We start from the raw sequence: 20,145 nt of genomic DNA on the forward strand, positions 1-20,145 counted from the left end.
CTCAAGACTGGCACAAGTTGTATAACCGACTCATCATCAGGTCAAAAGAAAATTTGGCCTTATAACGCTGATAAGAATGCTCCCCTAATTCAGATAACTCTGTCGCACTCATTTGGCAGAGTTTTGACAAACAAAATGCCAGATGCTCGCTGTCTTTATCAGGGATGAGATAACCATTTATGCCCTCTTCAATAAGTTCAGGGATCCCACCCACAGCCGTCGCAACAACAGGCTTTTTGAAAGACATCGCTTCGATAAGCGACAGCGGCAACCCCTCTGAATTTGAAACTAAAAGAACGAGATCATGGCTACAGTAATAAGGCGCAAGATCTGTCTTAAAGCCCAGAATGGAGATTTTACCCTTAAGCCCGAGCGCCTCAATCCTCTGACGATAGGTCTCCAATTCCGGCCCTTCCCCCAGCACGGTTAATGTCCAATTGAGCGAGGATATTTTAACCAGTGACGCCAAAAGCGTATCAAAGTCTTTCGGAGCTTGGAAACGAGTGACCGTTAGCATGCGAAGCGTGCTCGATTCAGGTAGCCGTTCAACTCTCTCTTCAGGCTGTCGAACTCCATTATAAATAAGCGATAACTTCCCGGGGGATATACCAAGTTGCCTGGTCGCAAACTTAGTATCTTCTTCTGAAATACACACCACACGATAACAACAGAGACTCAAAAACTGCTCCATTTTCGAATAGAAAACGCGTCCCAACCCGGTTGCAACACGAATATTCGACCAGCCGTGGGCAATAAAAATCACCCGGCATCCAGTTAACAATAGCGCGAGTCGACCCAATAGGCCTGCTTTTGCTGAGTGGATGAGTACAACGTCGGGTTTACACGCCAAGATTTCTCGTCGAATCGTAAATAGACATTTTAGATCAGCTAACGGGGAAATCTCCCTAACGAGGTTTGGAAGACTGATGTAATCCATTCCAAGCCTCTCAGCCCTTTCACTCAAAGGACCACTTCCACCCGCAACCACAGAAACCGAATGCCCATCATCAAGTAATTGCTTTGAAGTCTCTAGAATGTACTTCTGAGCCCCTCCAATCGTGTCGGAGCGGGTAATAAAATGAACGAACTTCATAATTAGATGCTATGCCTTATCGAACCAAACTTGGTGATAGCCAGAAATCATTTTAGATAGACTAAAATTGTCTACTATCCTTTGACGGCATGCGCTCATTCGCGCTTTCCAAGCTTCCGGGTTTGACTCCCGCTCACTCATCGCTTCTAGCACAGCACTGGCTAACGCATCAGGATCCTTTCTTGGTACAACCCAACCGGTGTCACCAACAATCAAGCTGCGTCACCAACGTCAGTCGTAACACATGGAGTGCCACAAGCCATCGCTTCATTAAGTACATTAGGAAATGCTTCACTTGCCGACGAAAGGACAAAAAGATCCATACCATTCATGACGGCTGGTACATCACTTCTTCGGCCAAGAAGCTTGACAGCTTTCTTCGACTCATCGGTAAGTTGCTCCATCAAATCTTTGTTCTCACGAGTTAACTCGTGACCGACTAAAGTAAATGTGCAACTCACGTCGCTTTGTACCAACGTGTTTATCGCAGACGTCAATGTGGGGTAATCTTTAAAGGGATGGTACCGGCCAACATGACCAACCAGAAACTCATGCTCAGTCAAAGCCAATTGTTGACGAAACGTGGCTCGTGAAGCCATGTCTACAGCAAAGTCATCAACATCATAGCCGTTTTGTACCACCGCGCCCTTTGAGGCAACATAGCCGATGTCTTCCTGTACCGAGCGAGCCTTCTCAGCACAATATATGATCCTATCAGGTACAAATCGAGATAACAGAGCATTGAGCTTTGCCACCCAGATAGTTGAGCGCTTCGACTCACCTCTGGCCAAGTTAGACTGATGAACCCCCATACAAGCTGAGAAACACCAGCCAAGCGGGCAACAATGCCACCAATCAAGTCAGCATGATACATCCAAGTTTGTACAACATCGGGTTGGATACGCTTTAACAATCGGTATAAGTTTCGCAACGCCGAAAAACGCACTCTTCCTCTAGGTAAATCAAGGGTAAAGACTTCAATCCCCTCCTGCTCGAGCAGAGGACCATACTTACCCTTATCCATCATCGAAACAACAACATGATTGCAGCAATTGTCAGACTGACACAGACGATAAAGTAGCGCTTCCGCCCCCCTCATCTAAACCAGTGATAATATGTAATACAGTTTGCTTAGGCACTACTATTCCTTATTTCACTGATGGCTCAAAAGGCGGGCAGCCCAACACAGTCTCATACTCTTTAACTATCTGCTTCGTTGCATAACGGGAAGCACTCTCTCTAACCTGTTCAGAAGAAATAGCGCCTGCTAAAAAAGCATCGCATGCGTCGACCAAACCTTCGATCGACTGGTACTCCACTAAATAGCCATTAATGCCGGGCAAAATAATTTCTCGAGGGCCACTTTGACAATCGAATGCAATGACCGGAGTACCTAATGTCGTTGATTCCACCAGCACATTAGGAAATCCTTCGTAAAGAGAAGTCAATAACGTCGCTTTAGCATGAACGTAATACGGAATCATATCAGACTGAAAACCCTCAAAATCAACCCTATCAAGTACCTTTCGATCATTCGCCAGTTGCTTTAAATCAGATTCTAAACTGCCCTGCCCCACAATTTTCAACCTTAGAGAGGGGTATCGCTGAGCGATTTTTGAAAACGCCTCGATGGCATAGTGAAATGCTTTTTGCTGTTCAAGCCGACCAACGCAAAGAAAGTAATCTTGCTTTGTCTGTTGAGATAAATCATTCGCTGCCGCATAGGCCTCTACATGATTTGCTACCGGGTTATAAATGACATTTGATTTGCTTTCTAACTGAGGAAAAACCGACAACAAGTCTGTACGCATATCTTGACATTGGTTAATCACATGATCGACCTTGCAGTAGAAGTGGTTGATCAACGGACGGATAATACGTCGCTGCCAAAAACCTGTGACTTGATTCGTATTTTTGGAAAATGTATTAATATTGCGAGCCAAAATCTTAGTTTTAAAACCAAACATGCTACGTAACATCACCAAAATAACAGACAGCTCGTAATTAAAAACTAGCATTTGCTGCGGTTGATATTTACGCACATACTTTAGTAAAGGAATAGGAGCATGGCGCGCATTGTCTACCCCAAGAACAACCAAATGTATTCTTGGATCTAACCTTTTCAGATAGGTCGCCTCCTTAGTATGAAGGATAACCAAATCAACACTCCATCCTGATGCGACCAAACCATTTGCCACATTCACACAGACGCCTTCAGCACCACCGCCTGCGAGCGTGCTGATAACGAAAGTGATTTTTTTATTGTTCATTTTATTTACTTCGCATAAAGAAATTATTAGTGCCAATCCGTCAATTGATACAAGAAACAATGACGTCATAACTAGTTAGGGCATGTGCGCCGATAAACCCAGTAGTAGTCAACAAAGAACAACAACCGTGCAACAGTGATCCCTATTGCACCACCAAGTAAGCCAAAATTACTAATCAATACAGTGGCTAGGACACCTGAAACGATTGACACCCTTAAAGACACATCTCGATATAATTTGTCCATCCCCTTCGGCAAAAAGTACCCTTGACTGTAGCATTTGAAAGCCCCACAAATACGACGCCAATCATCAAAATAGTGAGATACTCATTAGAAGAACCAAAGCCATCCCCCAAAAAGAAAGTGAGCGTTGCTTCACCAAAGAAATAGATATAAATAAGTGGTGGAAGGCTAACAGCCAGATTTGCTACTACTAGTCTTCCTACCTGACTTTCCCTCATTCGAGCAAGTACCGGGTAGACGGATTTTGCTAGTATGTTTTGTATAGAAATAACGACAGAGCACAATCTTGATGCCACCGCAAACTTCGCAAACTGTTCTGGCGGATACGAGGTTCCAAGGGCTATCGTAGGAATCGCATTGTAAAAATTGGGGGCAAGTAAACCAATAAAGACACTCATCCCTTCTCTCATTGCAGAAAAGAAATTAAAGCCAATATTTATCTGGAGCCCTCTACAACGTTTACAGTGCAGAGCTAGCCATACACCCCCGAGGAACATGGGCAGAGTCACAGCACTTAAAGCCAGCCCGATATCTGACTCATTTTTAACAAAAAAAACAATCACTATAAGGTTGAGCAATTTGCTCACCATCGTTACTTTAGTAACCAGTGCCATACTCCCTATCCCCTGAAAAAACCAGACAGGCGTTAAAGAGTAACCAAACAAATACGGCACAGCAGATACGGCTAATAAAGTTAATAGCGCTTCATCTAAGAAAATATATCCATAGATCAGCACAGCGACAATATAAAAACGCCGCCAAAACCACTCTTAACCCTTGTGTCTGTCCATATATCAACTTCTGCTTATCGATATCACCTTGGTGGTTGGCAACTTTTCTTACCGCGGTATACTGAGTACCATAGTCAATGATGGTATGACCAAAGTACAAAATCGTTAAAACTAACAAGTAATTTCCATACCCATTCTCCCCCAACGTTCGAGTTAGGATAGGCATTACAATAATTGGCATAATCAGACCAAGAAAGTCGATCACCCCAAAACTGAACAAATTACTTAATACGGCTTTCAGTTTTGACATAGGATTTTTTGGCGTTATTAATTATAGTTTAAAGCTCAACTTTTCTTCAGAGAAACATCTTAAAAATTTAAATTTATACATATTCTCAATTCAAGCCACCTCTTATTTCCTGCATCAAATCTTCAATAATATATTTTTGAAGATTTACTTTTTCGACATGGAATTCCATGTTTTCGTCCCAGTAGCCCATACAACTATCATATGGCACTATCGAGAATGCATAGCTAATTTCAACTATTAGCGGCTCACCATTTTGAAAGACAAAATCAAACGCTAAAGATTGACAACCAAGACGTTGAGTGACATCAAAAGCAACTTCTATACACTTGGGTCTATTTCTTTAACATCATATGAAATAATGCCGCTCCCAGAAGCTCTAAAGTCATTCTCTCGAGTATATCTTTTGATTGCAACGGCTCGCTTTCCAACAACGATAACTCTTATATCGCTGTCATTGCCATCAATATAATCTTGAAAGTAAACATACCCTATTTCACGCCCCATAGCTTTATCTTGTTCGGTTGATATAACTTGCCTTCCCAGAGCTCTAATAACACCAATAAAGGAGCTAAGGCTTTTATTACGCTTGAGTTCATCAAGTCTATCGCTCAGTATTCCCACTTTATTTACATACGGGAAGCCGCTGGAAAATGCTTTATTGACTAGAGATGTAGCAGAAGAAATATCAGGCACCAACTTTACATTATTCGAACCAGCGCCGCCTCTGAGTTTGAATACCTTGGGATAGGAGGTTTTTTTCAGCCACTCCAGTGCGGCTTCTTTTTCATAAAAAGAGTATGTTTTTATAACAGGAGCATCGATCGCTTCCAGTAAATACTTTTGCCCAACCTTATCATCATAGTGCCATGCGGTACGAGAGCTTGGAAATACCAATATCCCTTTCATTTCTAAAGACAAGGTTAACTGGTGCATAAATAGACGAGCCTTGGTGTTGTGATGCCACCAATTAAAAAGCAATGCATCCACGTCCGTCAAATCGCTAATGATTGACGTTGAATAGCAATCCACTAACTTATAGTCAATACCATTGTCTTTACAATACTCTATCCACCTATGGCTGAAGCTTCCTTCCTCATGGTGTATCGCAATTTTAGGTTTTCTCTCTGGTATTTTCATCAGAATATCTCAAAGTATCAGCCTGCTTTAGCAAGCATGATTCAGTCTACACAACGCTACCGCCCTTGAGTCACGCCCCCAAAAGCCTCAATTCACACTGACATTATCACACCCTATAAAGTGACTTAAAATGGCAAGATAATAGCGCCAAATTGTACCTGAGTTATCAATCTAGCGCGAACATTTCAAGTTCATTCAGGCTGTCAACTTATCAAACTATAATGTTCAAGTTGGGACTAGCGAGTTCAACTGTTGTGGCAAAGCGCTGCTTTCTATCGAGTTCACCGTGGATCAGATGAAGTTGTTTCAGCTGGCTTAAACACCCTGCCACAAACTTAAGCAGATCTTGCTGATCAGCATGTGCAGAATACCCAGACATCGAATGTATCTTGGCACTGACATCAACTTGCCGCCCCTCGATTGTCACTGAAGCACATCCGCTCTGAATCTCACGCCCTAACGTACCACCAGCCTGATAACCACAAAACACCACATCGGTTCTTTCGTCAGGCAGTAGCGCTTTTAGGTAATCCACAATACGTCCACCCTGACACATACCAGAAGCCGCAATCACTATCGCAGGTTCACCGCTGGTCTTGAGGCGATTAACAAGCCTTGCGTGCTCTCGGTGAGATTCCACCACAATACATTGATCAAAGCTGAGCGGGCGCTGCCCACGCAAGACCTTCGCTTTTGCTTCTCTACTCCAAAGCTTACGGTAACGCCGATAGGCATTGGTCACCTTTGCCGCGAGTGGTGAATCCACAATAATAGGTAAGCGCTCACTTAGCTGATGTTGCGACAGCAAGTTTTCTATATCAAACAGCAGTTCTTGGGTTCGCCCAATGCTAAACGCAGGAATTAAAATGACGCCCCCGTCTCTAAGGCTACGCTGAATGATCTCAAGCAGTCGCTTAGAGCGGGTTTCAACGTCTTCATGATGCTTATCCCCATAGGTGGATTCCAAAAACAGATAGTCAGCACGCTTGGGCGGCTTAGGATCGGGCAGCAATGGAGTGTGGCTTGGCCCAAGATCCCCAGAAAATACCACCACCTCTTTGTTAGGAAGCATGATTTCGACATAAGCACTACCGAGTATATGACCAGCAGGCTGAAACCGAATATGAGTAAAGTAACCTTGCTGGGCATCTTTGATGGGAACCCACTCGTTGTATTTCACTGCTCGAAGCTTACGAGCAATCCACTGCACAATATGCGTTCGTTGAGACTGGGTCAGACCTGCTTGAAACTTGAGTCCATCTTCTAGCATAAGCGGGACTAAATGCGCCGTTGCCTGTGTGCAATATATCGGCTCTCGAAAGCCAGCCGCCACCAACCAAGGAAGTCGGCCTATATGGTCGATATGGGCATGAGTAAGCACTAACGCACGAATGTGAGAGATCGCAAACTCAATATCTAGCGAGCCCTGTTTGGCATCTTTCCCTTGAAACAGACCACAATCAATGAGTAACGAGTTCCTCTTCACATTCAGCTCATGGCACGAGCCCGTCACAGATACCTTGCCACCATGATGTATCACGCTTACCTCATTGGTGAGTGATACCGCTTTTTTAGACATTGGCATTCTCGCTCCTTGTTGACTGTGCTTGTTTAGGAAACGCCTTAACCCTTGCGAAAAAAGCGCAGGAGAGGGTCTCAACATGATCGTCTTCTTTGCGCCGCTCGCAAAAATAGAGCCATTTCCAGACATCGGTATTGTGAGTGTTGAATGCGATTTTGCGATTCTGTCTAGAACGCGCAGATTGGATGGGAGTTCGGTTGGTAATAAACAGCACGCTGCCTCCTATTGCTCATTGAGTCGGTCGAGCATAAAAAACAGCCGGGAGAGAAACTCGATGCGATTTACTATTTGCGACCGAGAAGGCAAATAGGCGGGAAGTGTTGCACGCTATAACATGAAAGTAAAAACACTCTCAAAGGAAGTGACGCAAGGCAGCGCCACATTGAGCACCACCTCGCTGGCATAGAGTCATTTGAGCTAATTAATTGTTACCCAAGCGCTCTCTTGTGTATGAACCATCAAGAACCCGTGTCCACCACTCTTTATTATTCAGATACCATTCAACCGTTTTTCGGATACCCGATTCAAACGTCTCTTCTGGTTTCCAACCAAGTTCACGTTCAATCTTTGACGCATCGATAGCATAACGAACATCGTGACCAGGACGATCTTTTACATAAGTAATCAAGCTTTGGTATTCATCTACACCTTCAGGCTTGTTCGGTACTAACTCTTCAAGCAATGCACAAATAGTTTTCACAACTTCGATGTTTGCCTTTTCGTTGTGACCGCCAATGTTATAGGTTTCACCAAGCTTACCTTCCGTCACTACCTTATAAAGGGCGCGGGCATGATCTTCGACAAACAACCAATCACGAATTTGCATGCCATCACCATAAACCGGCAGTGGCTTACCTTCTAGCGCATTAAGAATCATGAGCGGAATAAGCTTTTCTGGGAAATGGTAAGGGCCGTAGTTGTTTGAACAGTTCGTCACCAGAACAGGGAATCCGTAGGTACGACCCCAAGCTCGAACAAGGTGATCAGAACCGGCTTTACTCGCTGAGTAAGGGCTGCTTGGTTCGTATGATGTATCTTCAGTGAACAAATCATCGGTGCCTTCTAGATCGCCATATACTTCATCTGTGGAGATATGGTGGAATCGGAACGCCGACTTTTTACTGTCGTCTAAGGTGTTCCAATACTGTCGTGATACTTCCAACATATTGAAGGTGCCAACCAAATTGGTTTGGATAAAGGCAGCGGGGCCATCGATAGAACGGTCAACATGCGATTCAGCCGCTAAATGCATAACTGAATCTGGCTGATGCTCAGCAAAAACACGCTCTAGCTGTGAAAAGTCACAGATATCGACTTGTTCGAATGAATATCGTCCCGACTGCGCTGCATCTGGCAAAGACTCTAAATTGCCAGCGTAAGTCAGTACATCAACATTGATCACGCTATCTGATGTGTTATCGAGGATATGACGGATTACTGCACTGCCAATAAAACCTGCGCCACCAGTCACTAAAATTTTCATGCTTTTCCCTTATTATTTAATACACTTCTGCGACCAAAAAACTCAAACGCAAAATTCTATACTCCTAGAGCTTTCCGATGAGAAGCACCAAAATACTCACCGAAAGTATTCGAGAGTTTACCCGAGATACAGGCATTTCGCGACTATTTGTCCTTCTTTACCATACAAAGCACTATCGTTTTTATAGCGCCATTCACACTCTCAAAAGTAGGTGAGTCGTAGCATGGCAAAAAAGCGCATATAAAGTTTCTCGTTTTGGAATATTCATCACATTAACTCGCTCTCCCCGACTAAAAAATAGCCAAACTTTTCCTAGACTTAAATCTATGTTCACAAAAGCTATGTTTACAAACACTGCTCTGCCACATAGTAGCGATAAGAAACGATACAGTGGCGGTGCCGCGAGTTAAATGAGAACTATTGGCTCAGACAAAAACTTGGTAACCACAAAACGTTACTTACCCTAAAAACCAAGGAAGGCTTAAGAAAATGAAGGCGAGATATCTAACTGCGTTGCTGGCTATGAGCGCACTGCTTGGGTGTGAGAATTCCGATGATAGCACAACGCAAAACCAGTCACCTCCACAAGCAGCAACGTTTACTGCTCCCTATTCAGTGATATTAGAAGGATTAGGGGAAGGAAGCCTAGTTGGGACGGAGGTACCTTTTAGTTTAACAGCTCAACCAGGCGTATTATCAACTCTAGAGATAACCGGCGCTGAAGCTGTCGAAACAAACGTAGCGTCTCAAAACACAACGAATAACACACAACACTACAAGACTTCGCAAGGAGGATTTGTAGTGACCCGCGGTGATAATGCACCAACGACAGCCATAGTGCTTGAGTTAGTGGTTACCATTGACGGTTACTTCACCAACAGCCAACAAATTGAAATCCCTGCTGAAAGTGATGTTGCACAAGAGTCTGCTGGCTTATGACTATCTCACTAACGCCTATTGCTGTGCAGAGCGAGGAGATAGCTGTCACCGCAGCCGAAGCAAAATCTAGCAGTGATAGTAGTGGTATGGTTTTACAACCGATAGTGGTGACCACACCACCTCCCGCAGAAACCGACACTAAGGCTGCGGCTGTTGCCGGTGGCTCCGCAGAGATCGATGTTCCAGTTGGTACCACGCTAACAGATAGATTTGGCGAGCCTGTTACCGGAAATATTACGGCTAATGTGGTGTTTTTCTCTAACGAGCCCGAAGGTGCTGGTATAGTGACTGAAGGTGAAGAGTCAGCCCCAGTCGAGTCTGCGCTTCTTGCCTTCCCCGGAGGTTATCACCCACTGAAATCTTAGATGAGGAGGGGCAACCAAATGAAGAATTAAGCGATATCTCGTTCATTTCAGCCGGCTTCACTGCGATAGAAATCAAGAATGATGCTGGGCAAGTAGTAAGAACCTTTGATCCACCGATTGATCTCACATTCCAGGTATCAGCGAAAACCGTCAACCCGGACACAGGGAACCCAGTCAAAACCGGAGAAGCGATCCCTGCGTGGTCTTATGACGAGGAAACAGGCAAATGGAAAGAGGAAGGCACTGCTGTCATTGGCGACTACAACGCTGACACCGATACCTTCACCGTCACCAAGCAAATAAGCCACCTTTCTTATTACAACTTGGACTATCGACAAGCGAATTGTAGAGCAAACTTTACCATTCAAGATACCAGTCGAGAGGACTACTATCCGTACGTAACCTTTGTCAGAGATGGTGGGGGTGGGCGAAAGCTAAATTACTTCGTACCTTTGGTGAACATACCTATGACAGAATGCCAAGAAATGGCGCTGGAACGATCGCGATTACGGAATTTAGGGGCGCATCTCGTTCGAGTTTGATTACCTCTGCTGTCAACAGTTCTGGCACGGCTATTCCAGTTAATAGTGATGGTACCATCACCTATAACTTCTGTGATTTAGATGGCGCAACTATAAGCCTGGCGGCTAAAACAATTGAAAAAGCAACGTACAACGTCCAATTCGCGAGTCAGTGCTCCGATACTGGTCTATCAACACCTCAACCGGGATACGCAAAGCTATTTAAAACCATTGGTGATAAAGATTTTTATACGCGTTCTATCGTTGTTGAGGCGGGTAGTGCCGAATCTTTACAGTTAGACCCAGCAAGCTACAAAATCAAAGCATACTTACGTGGTGCAGTGCAAGGTGATAAAGAAACAGAGAAAAGCTTCACTTTAACTGAAGGACAGGTGCTGGCGGATACCGTGGTATTTAACGCAGGGATATGTGAACCAGAAGATGGGACAGGTGCTGGCACTGGTGGCGGCGATGGTAGTTCCGGAGGAGGCACGGGCGGCTAATAGACAGAAAGTATAGCATTCCATCAAAAAACGGGCATACGCGATAAGTGCGATGCCCGTTTTAGTTTTTTCTTACACCATCGTTTATATTCAGAACTGTCAATAGGAGCTTCGTTCCAAAATTTCATTTCATCTCACTGCGTTGCTCATGCTTTAGACTAAAATGACATCTTGGACTAAAGCTGAATCAACAAGTCAACGCCCTTAACGAGCAAACAGAGAACCTTTAAATGAGTTTGGCCTATCTATACGCATCTTTTCGCACTAAGCACTCAAGAGTTGGGCGCTTGTTTGAAACCATCACCGTTATCGGTGCGTTTGCTGCAGTTGCAGCGATGTTGATGGTAGAAGAGCCGATATCCATACTAATCAGTCTGGGGGTGAGTATTGTCTGTGTGCTACTCATTCTACTATTTCGTGCAGCTGACAAAGTACGTCGTCGTACACCTTTGTGATAGAAACAATGCGATAGAGACAAGCATAACCGAGGCTAACGCCTCAATCATCCCTATTTTTCATTACCTTAGCAATAAAACAAGCGCCACTATAAGCAAACAGCAAGCCAACACCGTTCGCTAACCAATCATAGATAGAACCTTGTCTTCCGGGTTGCATAAACTGCAACACCTCGACCACACCACTCAATAACCACAATATCGTGAATACCAAACGCCAGCGTGTTGCCTTTATTATGGTCGTAGCACAGAGACCAAGAACGAAATAAGCCATAGCGTGCTGCACCTTATCAAACCCATCTAACTCAATCAGGTTCGTTGGCGTTGGTTTTAAAGACAGCACAGCGATTCCGACTAGAACAAGGATAAAAAGTGCCACTCGGGCTTTTTGCGAAAGATAGGATTGGATAAATTCGATCGTTTTTTGAAGCAAAGCTGAATAGCTCGATTAACGTAGTAAGGCTATAAACGCTAAAGCAATAATAAACAGAAGACAAGTAAACAAACATCAAAGTTGCCAAATACTGATAGAGCGTTACTCATACCTTAAAATGGAGGTGAGACAATATTTGGTCAAGTCACTGCTAGGATTTGTGCTTCTTCTAGTGTTAACGGCTCAGTATCAGTCGACAAGTCTCCAGTGGTCGCCTTCGTACCAAGGTATAGGTTGTTGTAGCAGTAGTTAGTCGCTTCAATGTAACCCTCTACACTACCGCAGTCAAAACGCTTTCCCTTGAACTTGTATGCCATGACACAGCCTTTTTTAGCCTGCTCAAGCAGTGCATCGGTCAATTGGATCTCCCCACCTTTTCCTGGCTCCGTATTATCGATATATTCAAAAATATCCGGCGTGAGAATATAACGCCCAATAATCGCAAGATTACTCGGCGCTTTGTCGGCTTCTGGTTTCTCCACCATGGTCTCCACACGGTATAGATCATCTTTTAGAGCATGGCCTGCGATCACACCATATTTATGGATTTCTGACTCTGGCTCCTCTTGAACCGCCACGATAGAGCAGCGAAACTTTTTGTACAATTCCACCATTTGAGCTAGAACTCCATGATCCTGATTTACACAAAGATCATCCGCGAGAACCACGGCAAATGGGTTATCACCAATGAGTTCACGGCCGATCCCAATCGCATGACCTAGGCCTTTCATCTCTCGCTGTCGAATATAAGTGTAAGAAGCCGAACTCATCAAACCGCGAATATCCCCAAGAAGCGCTTCTTTAGACGTGCCACTAATTTGGTGTTCTAATTCATAGTTCTTATCAAAATGATCCATTAGCGTATGTTTACCGCGACCTGTCACAATCGCCATGTTAGTCATTCCCGCTTGGATAGCTTCATCGACACCATACTCAATCAACGGCTTGTTGACGATAGGCATCATCTCCTTTGGCATTGACTTGGTTGCGGGTAAGAATCGCGTGCCGTAACCGGCAGCGGGAAACAAACAGTGTTTTATCATTTTTTAATCCTAGCTAACTCTTTGACTGCATTAATACGCGTTTTTATCGACAAAGCCTTTAAACACCGTCAAGAACAGTATTTTGGTATCGAGCGTCACAGACCAGTTATGAATGTATTCTAAGTCGTATTTCACGCGCATTTGCATCTTGTCTAGCGTATCTGTCTCACCGCGCCAGCCATTGATCTGAGCCCACCCCGTAATACCTGGCTTAACCAAATGACGCAGCATATAGCGATTAATCAGCTTTCGATATTGCTCATTATGGGCAACAGCATGAGGACGAGGTCCCACAATAGACATGCTACCTTGAAGCACATTAATGAACTGTGGAAGCTCATCGAGTGACGTTCTGCGGATAAAGCCTCCTATGGGCGTTAAGCGCGCATCGCCTTTTTTAGCTTGAGTGACGACATTTCCGTTCTCCATGACCGTCATAGAGCGAAACTTCCAGACTTCAATCGGTTTACCATCCATCCCATAACGTTTTTGCTTAAAAAAGACGGGACCAGGAGAGGTGACCTTTACCGCAGCGGCAATCAGCAGCATAGGCACACTGATCAAGCAAAGAATAATAGATGCACAGACAAGATCAAAAGTCCTTTTGACGATGGCATTGGAGCCATCCATAGGAGACGAATATATACTGATAACAGGCAGACCACCCAAGTTATCAGCCCTTGCATGGAGTAACTCAAAGGTGAATACATCTGGCAAATAGCAAACTGTACAGCTGGTGTCCGTAAGGCCGTCAATCACTTCGGCAACCTCTTTTTGCTTGGAAAATGGCAATGCAATATAGATCTTGTCGAAATCCCCCGCTTGAGCACGCTCAATCAGATGCTGGAGGTTCCCAAGTACCTTTGCCGGATTCACTTCATGGCTATCATTTACGTAATCATCGGTATCAAAAAAACCCACAATGTTATACCCCATCCAAGGGGAAGCATTTATCCGCTGAGCCACATTCTGTCCAAGGCGCCCAGCACCTACAATGGCGATTCTTCTTGTATTGTAGCCCTGCTCACGAGCCAGTCTCAGTGTTGACTTCACAACAAATCGATAGGCTACAAGCGTTACAGCGATAGATGAATACCAAAAAAGAAGCTGCAACTGACTATCAATCAGGTTGAACCCCACAATAGATTCGAAACCCAATGATAAAAAGAAGGCAAACGTCCAGTTAATTAACAAACGAGACGCTTCCATTCGAAATGGCGTCGTACGCCAAGAAACATAAAAATGTTGAATTTCACATATGATGTAAAACGTCACCATCGCAAGGAGGCTGGTTAAATACGTCACCTCCCCAATGTAGCCTACGCTGAAATAACTTACCATCATGGAACATACAAATATCACCACGGCATCGCATGCTCTATTGAGCATCGCCACCGTAGTTTGCCTACTTTGTAGGACACCCTTCGTATTAGTCATTGTTTCATCCTTGCCGAGGTAGCCCGGTCTATGAGCCGTTAATGTAATAGCAAAACTATAAACAAGAGCAACATTAGCCTAGTTGTTGTATATAAATGATTTAATGGCTTCGTAGAATATTAAGTGTATTGAAGCCAAGTTTTTTATTTACGTGATACACGCAAAGTAGATTTTGAATTGCAATAGAAAACGCAGTGACACAAGCGGCGGCTGTGACACCATAAAGAGGAATAAATAATGCGCTGCCCACAATCATGAACACAGATGAAATTAGAACGTTAGTTCTTAATATTCGTTCGTGCCCGGTCATTTGCAGCAAATATCCCACGGAGCCTGTGATGACATTGACAAATTGGCCTAGCGCTAGTATCCGTAACAAATTCGCACCTTCAGTAAATTCGGAGCCAAACAGTCCCATTAACCAAGGAGCAAAAGCGAACATGAAACCAACGACAGGTAGTGCAAACAGTGTCATCAGCTTTCCGGACATCAGTGCGACACTGCGAACCTGTTTCATGTCTTCTTGTCGGTAGGATTCAGCAAACTTTGGCGCTGCAATACTGTTTACTGCAATAAGTATAAAACTGGTTAACAGTGCCGTACGCTGGGCGGTTGCAAACAATGCCACATCCTCTGCACTGCCAAGAGCACCCAATAACAACTGCCCAACCCATTGCGTAACCTGTGCCAACATCACGATGACAAATAAGGGTCTTGCCGTTGCCAGCACCTTTTGTCGCTCGCAGTCTTCCAGTATAGATAACTTGGGCTTGCGACCTTTGTTCCAAAAATAAAACGCAAATAAGCAAAGAATTATCGCAGAGACAAAATATAGGTATAATGCATCTATGACATTGGAAGGTTTAAAAGCCCAAAAACATAGCAAAGCAATGGAAGACAAACCGGCTGCTTGAAATAAAAGCGCATGAGTAATTCGCTTTTGACCTTGAAAGCAAAAACTATGTAACTGTGTTAGTGCGATGGGAAAAACAACCAAGGCACCAATGTTTAGTATTAACTCTAACGGCGGCTTTTCAAATACCGCATTTGCTAGCCAATGACTGAGCACAAAAAGAAGCAGAGCGCTAATGACCGCAATGGGAATGACTTTGGTTAACGCAAGTCGATATATCCCTGAAACCTTATCAAACTGTTGCAGAACTTGATAACCCGCAATATAGCGCACCAAGGCATTGTCGAGCCCCTGCCTAACGGCAACGGCCAATATAAACACTATCGCTTGCGCTAAAAAGAAATACCCCGCTTGCTCTGCACCTAAATAGCGAGCAATAACCACATTAAGCAAAAACCCCGATAATGCCCCTAGCACCTTGATGCTAAATGCCAAAGCAGACTTTTTTATTACTTCATTGTCTAGTATCCGTTTTAACTTTTTCAACATACAGTATTGCCTATAAAAACCCTAGCTAAGTACTTGGCAAATCACTATTAGACATACGTTGATCAAATTTCCCGGCCTTGATAAGCAGTGATTCGTATTGTGATAAGATATCATTCCAAATGAAACGCTGTTTAAATTGCTTCTTAGCGTTCAGCTTCTTTTCTTCAACTAGATCATCATTGTTGTACGTTGTATCAAAAAACTGTTCCAATGCTTGTTGGCCAGAAAAATAGACCGCTGCATCGGAAGCTACCCATTGATTAAATTGATTGTCATGAGCAAGAACTGCACAGCCAGCCCCTAACGCTTCGACTAAGGAAGGGTTAGTTCCTCCCACCTGATGACCGTGAACATAGTAGCGAGAATAGAATCTTAACGCGCCAACAACATCATGGTCATAAATAGCACCCGGAAACACAACCTCGTCACTAGCAGAGTCTAAAACCTGTTTATGATACGGGTTTTCGTCTGGTGTAAAGTTGCCGAGAACAACCAGTTTTTGATTGCGCTTCGAGTTTGAAAACGCTTTAACCACTTCCAAAATGGAGTTTTCAGGCTCTGGCCTAGCGATAATGATTGAATACTTTTTTGGTTCAATTTGGAATTTGTCTAAATGGGCGATATCTGCAGACGAAACATCCGGCGCACCATATGGATCATGGTTATCTTGTCGCGATTTACTCGCGTTGCTAAATGGTCTTCAATGCGGGGATGATCGGCGACCAGATAGTTACCAAACCAACAACCAAAACGTTCATTGAGCCAAAACCAACTCTTCGCTACCCTGCCCCATTTTTGACGTTTCCATTCAATGCCATCCATGTTGATGACATTGGTTTTACCAAATAGACGATGCAGAAGATTAAAGCAGGCCGTGTTATACCCTAACGTCAAATAGACACCATCTTGTCTTAAAGAATGTATCACCGACTTTAAATCAAACACTATCGTTCCAAGAGGGCCGCTCTGGCTAACAGGAATATGTATACGTTTGATGCCTTGCCACTCTGATTCGTAAATTTTACCTGAGTGATCTTCTTGGCAATACACAGTGACTTGCCAATCATTAGTAATTAAGTACTTGCAAAGATACTCGGCAAATGTTTCGAATCCTCCATGATTTGCAGGGACTCCACGAATACCTAACACAATGACATGTTTATTTCTCATAACCTAACTTCTTCATAACTTCATTGAACACACTCGCTATTTCAGAAGGCAGCGCTACGCTTTTTTTCTTTGCTGGAGCCTTTAAAACGGCCTCACAGTAGCTCTCGAAGTTTTCATCCGTTGATAAATTACAAAACTCCAATACCTTGTTTCTATAATCTTTTGATACTACGAAGTCCTCATACTTGACTCCCATAACGAGATCTCTCTCTACTAGTTCCAACCCTTTCTTCATAGTGACTATCCACTCAACCGCTGCACGATGTACATGATCGGAATATTCTTGTATCAGGCCTAGAGAGGGGGACAAGTCTTCATCATAAGCAACAACTTGTTCACATAAAGCATGCCATTTTCTATCGTTAGCACCCCACCAATCATGACACTCACCGCTACTCTCCACGCCTAGCCTCTTAGACCACAAATCTATTGAATGACATGTATCCCAACCATTTCTATAGAGAAACAAAAACTTTGCATCAGGAAATATGTCTCTTACATAGCTTGTTCTAAATACCATTTCTGGGTACTTATCAACAACTCTACTCGAAAGGGAAACTAGACCATAGTGAGCATATATACGGTTAGCGTTATCCTTCATTGATGGCGTAACATGCGATTCATCAAGCATATATAAACCAACATTTTTTTGATAACTACCAATTAAATCATCTGAACGATTTAGGTGAGACCAGAATGCTTTAGGCTCATTTAGGAAACCAACTTCTCGATGAATACCTAGAGTCACACCTAATATTGTGGTTCCACTTCTTCCCGTACCTAAAATAAAAATGGGTTCCTTAACTTTACGTTTGGTTGGGAGGTGAGCTTGTAGTTTTAACAGTTTAAAAACAAGGAAATTGAACCAACGACCTCTAGTTGTCAATGGTCTTCCCTCATAAAACAAGTAGGAAACTAATCTAGTATAGGCCTTTCTTTTTGATAAACTTATGAATTTATCATCGAGTTGAGCGAGCATTAATGACTTCCTGATAGAGTGATGAAAGTTGATTGTAATAGACTTCTTTGCTGTAGCGTTCGTCTAGATCCAAGCGACTATTTTTAGCAACATCATTGTAAGATGATGAATACAATCGCTCTATGGCATTAGATATAGATTCAACATCTCCCGGCTCATGTAAAAAACCATTTTCTCCGTCCTTTACTTGTTCAGTAATTCCGCCAATAGACGACGCTACTATTGGTTTGCTATATGCTTTGCCTTCCAATACCGTCATTGAACAATTCTCATACCACTCGGATGGCACCATAATGGCTTTCGATTTTCTTACTAGTTCCCACAATTCCTCACCCTGTTTGAAGCCTAGAAAATCGACATTTGTCAATCCATGTTCTTTTACGATACCACGTAGTTCCTCTTCATATGGACCTTGACCAACTATCAACAACTTCTTATCTGGATGCCTTGTCATCGCCGAAATTAAAGTATGAACACCTTTTATCTTCTCCAACCTACCAAAAACAGCAAGTAGTCACCCTCATAGACTTCGCTAGAAATATTCTCAGCATCCACAAAATTATAAATCGTTGTTAATTTACTCTCTGGCACACCTGCTTGGACCATCTTTTTCATTTGAAAATTAGATACGCAGATAAATCTGTCAACTTTATCAACATCCCCCAACCAACGGGATATATTATACTCTAGGTACCTTACCGCAGAAGCAATAAAGCTATTATCTTTGCATTTGTTAAAAAGACAGTGCAAAGTAGTTGAGTCAATGCACTTATTGCAGATATCTCCATTGTTTATATGTGTATATACTGGACAAGAAAGCTTGTATTCATGCAGCGTTTGTATAATCGGAACACTATTACTTCTAAGCGGTTCAAGAATTGACGATGTCAACTTTCCGTAATATATGTGCAAGTGCGCTAAATCAAATCTTAAAGCGGATAATTCAACCAAAGACGACAACTTTACTTTGGCTTCGTTATTATAAAAATATTTAATAATTGACGTAAGATTTCTTCTATTAAAATCAATTTCCACTGGATATTGATCATTGATTTTTGAAGAGTAGAATGGTGTAACTAAATGCCCTCTTTCAATTAGTATCTCGTTCGTTGAAAAGTAACATCTATCCGACCCTCCTCTTACTTCTTCAATTTGATTTACCGACAAGATGTTTAAAGCTCGTTCGCTAGCACCCACTCCCATAAATATTCCTTAAAAACTATAAACCTCGAAAACTACAAAAATGTATATTGTTACAAAAAGCTAACCACATAAACGCATAGATTAAAACAGTATTTACGTTAATAACCTAGCGCTTGCAAAGTAGTGGCACTATATTTTTAGATATAGCTGAGTAACTTAGCGCATCCGCTCAATATATTCAGTGTATAGCTTAGATGAAATGGTATCGTAATCCCTAAATCCATTAACAATCTCAACACCTAAGTTGTCCCTTCTAATTTTAATTGCCTCGGCCAATCCATTTGCTATCGCTTCAGCAGTATTTTCTACAACTACACCACTTTTCATTTTAACCACACAGTAACTTTGATCAGGTACCGAGTCAGTAACTACAACAGGAATTCCTAAAGCCGCATACTCTACTACTTTTGTCGGAGATGATGTTTTGAGTAGGATATTGTCATCTAATAAATTTATGGCCACGTCGCAGTTGGCTAACCTTTTTAAGGCTTGTTCTTGGCTAAGCCAACCAGTAACTTTAACCCTACCCTCAATTCCATATTGTTTACACATAGAAGAAAACCAAAACCTATCCGAATGGTTATCAAGAGAGCCAACCACAAGCATAAACGCCGTTGGATTTCGCTGAAAGAACAAGCTTATCGCTGAAAAAAAAAGTTTCGTTGAATCTAATTCTATTGACAACGCCGAGGTATCCTATACAAATACTACCAAGCACCTTATCATAACTTGACTCAACGTTAATATTTTCAATGAATTGAGTATCCACCCCATAGGTACAACGACGACTTTTTTAGGGTCAAGGTTATAATTTGATTCAAAGTATCTTCTCATTTCATGACTTTGT

The 20,145-nt window shown here is 42.9% G+C and carries 23 protein-coding genes and 1 pseudogene; 4 read left to right on the plus strand and 20 right to left on the minus strand.

Features of this window, described 5'->3' with window-relative positions; translation table 11 throughout:
• Position 1: 1 nt before the first annotated feature.
• The 10 genes and pseudogenes from TZ48_RS04650 to rfbB all read right to left on the minus strand — a co-directional run bounded on the left by TZ48_RS04650 (position 2) and on the right by rfbB (position 8,848).
• Positions 2–1,093: a glycosyltransferase family 4 protein gene (locus tag TZ48_RS04650; RefSeq protein ID WP_112478405.1), complete on the minus strand. Its 1,092-nt coding sequence runs from the start codon at positions 1,091–1,093 to the stop codon at positions 2–4.
• 9 nt (positions 1,094–1,102) lie between these two features.
• Complete coding sequence (locus TZ48_RS24735) at positions 1,103–1,309, minus strand: glycosyltransferase (protein WP_239670703.1); 207 nt, start codon at positions 1,307–1,309, stop codon at positions 1,103–1,105.
• Positions 1,306–1,905: a glycosyltransferase gene (locus TZ48_RS24740; RefSeq protein WP_239670704.1), complete on the minus strand. Its 600-nt coding sequence runs from the start codon at positions 1,903–1,905 to the stop codon at positions 1,306–1,308. The genes TZ48_RS24735 and TZ48_RS24740 overlap by 4 nt, the downstream gene beginning before the upstream one ends.
• Positions 1,906–1,961: 56 nt before the next feature.
• Positions 1,962–2,192 (minus strand): annotated as a pseudogene (locus tag TZ48_RS24745) (glycosyl transferase family 1); the annotation flags it as partial.
• Between the two features lie 49 nt (positions 2,193–2,241).
• A complete protein-coding gene (locus tag TZ48_RS04660) occupies positions 2,242–3,363 on the minus strand; it encodes a glycosyltransferase (RefSeq protein ID WP_112478406.1) in 1,122 nt (373 codons plus the stop codon).
• A 214-nt stretch (positions 3,364–3,577) separates the two neighbouring features.
• Positions 3,578–4,342 carry an oligosaccharide flippase family protein gene (locus TZ48_RS24335; RefSeq protein WP_162674491.1) on the minus strand — a complete coding sequence of 255 codons (765 nt, stop codon included), beginning with the start codon at positions 4,340–4,342 and terminating at the stop codon, positions 3,578–3,580.
• Positions 4,311–4,646, minus strand: coding sequence for an oligosaccharide flippase family protein (locus TZ48_RS26260; protein ID WP_162674492.1), 336 nt, complete (start codon positions 4,644–4,646; stop codon positions 4,311–4,313). Before TZ48_RS26260 ends, TZ48_RS24335 begins: the two co-directional genes overlap by 32 nt.
• 318 nt (positions 4,647–4,964) lie before the next feature.
• Positions 4,965–5,783: an ATP-grasp domain-containing protein gene (locus TZ48_RS04670; RefSeq protein ID WP_239670705.1), complete on the minus strand. Its 819-nt coding sequence runs from the start codon at positions 5,781–5,783 to the stop codon at positions 4,965–4,967.
• Positions 5,784–5,994: 211 nt separating this feature from the next.
• Positions 5,995–7,368, minus strand: a complete 1,374-nt coding sequence (locus TZ48_RS04675; protein ID WP_239670706.1) for an MBL fold metallo-hydrolase — start codon at positions 7,366–7,368, stop codon at positions 5,995–5,997.
• A 418-nt stretch (positions 7,369–7,786) separates the two neighbouring features.
• Entirely contained in the window at positions 7,787–8,848 is a 1,062-nt protein-coding gene (rfbB, locus tag TZ48_RS04685; RefSeq protein WP_112478408.1) for a dTDP-glucose 4,6-dehydratase, read from the minus strand.
• Positions 8,849–9,337: 489 nt separating this feature from the next.
• On the opposite strand from rfbB, the gene TZ48_RS04690 reads away from it, so the two are divergent.
• The 4 genes from TZ48_RS04690 to TZ48_RS04705 all read left to right on the plus strand — a co-directional run bounded on the left by TZ48_RS04690 (position 9,338) and on the right by TZ48_RS04705 (position 11,631).
• Positions 9,338–9,787, plus strand: a complete 450-nt coding sequence (locus TZ48_RS04690) for a hypothetical protein (RefSeq protein ID WP_112478409.1) — start codon at positions 9,338–9,340, stop codon at positions 9,785–9,787.
• Positions 9,784–10,152, plus strand: coding sequence for a hypothetical protein (locus TZ48_RS04695; RefSeq protein ID WP_112478410.1), 369 nt, complete (start codon positions 9,784–9,786; stop codon positions 10,150–10,152). The genes TZ48_RS04690 and TZ48_RS04695 overlap by 4 nt, the downstream gene beginning before the upstream one ends.
• Before the next feature lie 475 nt (positions 10,153–10,627).
• Positions 10,628–11,176 (plus strand): hypothetical protein, encoded by a 549-nt coding sequence (locus tag TZ48_RS04700; protein ID WP_112478411.1) that lies wholly within the window; start codon positions 10,628–10,630, stop codon positions 11,174–11,176.
• 230 nt (positions 11,177–11,406) lie between these two features.
• Positions 11,407–11,631, plus strand: coding sequence for a hypothetical protein (locus tag TZ48_RS04705; RefSeq protein WP_112478412.1), 225 nt, complete (start codon positions 11,407–11,409; stop codon positions 11,629–11,631).
• A gap of 43 nt (positions 11,632–11,674) precedes the next feature.
• Here TZ48_RS04705 and TZ48_RS04710 read toward each other — a convergent pair whose 3' ends face one another.
• The 10 genes from TZ48_RS04710 to TZ48_RS04750 form a co-directional block, all read right to left on the minus strand.
• Complete coding sequence (locus tag TZ48_RS04710) at positions 11,675–11,974, minus strand: VanZ family protein (protein WP_162674493.1); 300 nt, start codon at positions 11,972–11,974, stop codon at positions 11,675–11,677.
• A gap of 230 nt (positions 11,975–12,204) precedes the next feature.
• Positions 12,205–13,107, minus strand: a complete 903-nt coding sequence (gene galU / locus TZ48_RS04715; RefSeq protein WP_112478414.1) for a UTP--glucose-1-phosphate uridylyltransferase GalU — start codon at positions 13,105–13,107, stop codon at positions 12,205–12,207.
• A gap of 30 nt (positions 13,108–13,137) precedes the next feature.
• Entirely contained in the window at positions 13,138–14,544 is a 1,407-nt protein-coding gene (locus tag TZ48_RS04720) for an undecaprenyl-phosphate glucose phosphotransferase (protein ID WP_112478415.1), read from the minus strand.
• A 100-nt stretch (positions 14,545–14,644) separates the two neighbouring features.
• Entirely contained in the window at positions 14,645–15,946 is a 1,302-nt protein-coding gene (locus TZ48_RS04725; RefSeq protein WP_112478416.1) for a flippase, read from the minus strand.
• 25 nt (positions 15,947–15,971) lie between these two features.
• Positions 15,972–16,568, minus strand: coding sequence for a glycosyltransferase (locus TZ48_RS24750; RefSeq protein ID WP_338062252.1), 597 nt, complete (start codon positions 16,566–16,568; stop codon positions 15,972–15,974).
• The gene (locus TZ48_RS24755; RefSeq protein ID WP_239670707.1) at positions 16,556–17,116 is read right to left on the minus strand and encodes a DUF1972 domain-containing protein; all 561 of its coding nucleotides are present in this window, start codon (positions 17,114–17,116) and stop codon (positions 16,556–16,558) included. Before TZ48_RS24755 ends, TZ48_RS24750 begins: the two co-directional genes overlap by 13 nt.
• On the minus strand, positions 17,106–18,095 hold the full coding sequence (locus tag TZ48_RS04735; RefSeq protein WP_112478417.1) for a sulfotransferase family protein: 990 nt from the start codon (positions 18,093–18,095) through the stop codon (positions 17,106–17,108). The genes TZ48_RS24755 and TZ48_RS04735 overlap by 11 nt, the downstream gene beginning before the upstream one ends.
• Positions 18,076–18,588 carry a glycosyltransferase family 4 protein gene (locus TZ48_RS04740; protein ID WP_112478418.1) on the minus strand — a complete coding sequence of 171 codons (513 nt, stop codon included), beginning with the start codon at positions 18,586–18,588 and terminating at the stop codon, positions 18,076–18,078. Before TZ48_RS04740 ends, TZ48_RS04735 begins: the two co-directional genes overlap by 20 nt.
• Positions 18,576–19,298 carry a glycosyltransferase family 4 protein gene (locus TZ48_RS04745; protein ID WP_112478419.1) on the minus strand — a complete coding sequence of 241 codons (723 nt, stop codon included), beginning with the start codon at positions 19,296–19,298 and terminating at the stop codon, positions 18,576–18,578. The genes TZ48_RS04740 and TZ48_RS04745 overlap by 13 nt, the downstream gene beginning before the upstream one ends.
• Before the next feature lie 156 nt (positions 19,299–19,454).
• Entirely contained in the window at positions 19,455–19,982 is a 528-nt protein-coding gene (locus TZ48_RS04750; RefSeq protein ID WP_112478420.1) for a glycosyltransferase, read from the minus strand.
• Positions 19,983–20,145: the final 163 nt, after the last annotated feature.

Source organism: Vibrio variabilis (genome assembly GCF_003263785.1).
Lineage (GTDB): Bacteria > Pseudomonadota > Gammaproteobacteria > Enterobacterales > Vibrionaceae > Vibrio > Vibrio variabilis.

Excerpts from the sequence above, each read along its gene's own strand:
- TZ48_RS04650 (WP_112478405.1), bottom strand. The coding sequence starts at position 1,093 with ATGAAGTTCGTTCATTTTATTACCCGCTCCGACACGATTGGAGGGGCT.
- TZ48_RS24740 (WP_239670704.1), bottom strand. The coding sequence starts at position 1,905 with ATGGGGGTTCATCAGTCTAACTTGGCCAGAGGTGAGTCGAAGCGCTCA.
- TZ48_RS04660 (WP_112478406.1), bottom strand. The coding sequence starts at position 3,363 with ATGAACAATAAAAAAATCACTTTCGTTATCAGCACGCTCGCAGGCGGT.
- TZ48_RS26260 (WP_162674492.1), bottom strand. The coding sequence starts at position 4,646 with ATGTCAAAACTGAAAGCCGTATTAAGTAATTTGTTCAGTTTTGGGGTG.
- TZ48_RS04670 (WP_239670705.1), bottom strand. The coding sequence starts at position 5,783 with ATGAAAATACCAGAGAGAAAACCTAAAATTGCGATACACCATGAGGAA.
- TZ48_RS04675 (WP_239670706.1), bottom strand. The coding sequence starts at position 7,368 with ATGCCAATGTCTAAAAAAGCGGTATCACTCACCAATGAGGTAAGCGTG.
- rfbB (WP_112478408.1), bottom strand. The coding sequence starts at position 8,848 with ATGAAAATTTTAGTGACTGGTGGCGCAGGTTTTATTGGCAGTGCAGTA.
- TZ48_RS04690 (WP_112478409.1), top strand. The coding sequence starts at position 9,338 with ATGAAGGCGAGATATCTAACTGCGTTGCTGGCTATGAGCGCACTGCTT.
- TZ48_RS04695 (WP_112478410.1), top strand. The coding sequence starts at position 9,784 with ATGACTATCTCACTAACGCCTATTGCTGTGCAGAGCGAGGAGATAGCT.
- TZ48_RS04700 (WP_112478411.1), top strand. The coding sequence starts at position 10,628 with ATGCCAAGAAATGGCGCTGGAACGATCGCGATTACGGAATTTAGGGGC.
- TZ48_RS04705 (WP_112478412.1), top strand. The coding sequence starts at position 11,407 with ATGAGTTTGGCCTATCTATACGCATCTTTTCGCACTAAGCACTCAAGA.
- galU (WP_112478414.1), bottom strand. The coding sequence starts at position 13,107 with ATGATAAAACACTGTTTGTTTCCCGCTGCCGGTTACGGCACGCGATTC.
- TZ48_RS04720 (WP_112478415.1), bottom strand. The coding sequence starts at position 14,544 with ATGACTAATACGAAGGGTGTCCTACAAAGTAGGCAAACTACGGTGGCG.
- TZ48_RS04725 (WP_112478416.1), bottom strand. The coding sequence starts at position 15,946 with ATGTTGAAAAAGTTAAAACGGATACTAGACAATGAAGTAATAAAAAAG.
- TZ48_RS24755 (WP_239670707.1), bottom strand. The coding sequence starts at position 17,116 with ATGAGAAATAAACATGTCATTGTGTTAGGTATTCGTGGAGTCCCTGCA.
- TZ48_RS04735 (WP_112478417.1), bottom strand. The coding sequence starts at position 18,095 with ATGCTCGCTCAACTCGATGATAAATTCATAAGTTTATCAAAAAGAAAG.
- TZ48_RS04745 (WP_112478419.1), bottom strand. The coding sequence starts at position 19,298 with ATGGGAGTGGGTGCTAGCGAACGAGCTTTAAACATCTTGTCGGTAAAT.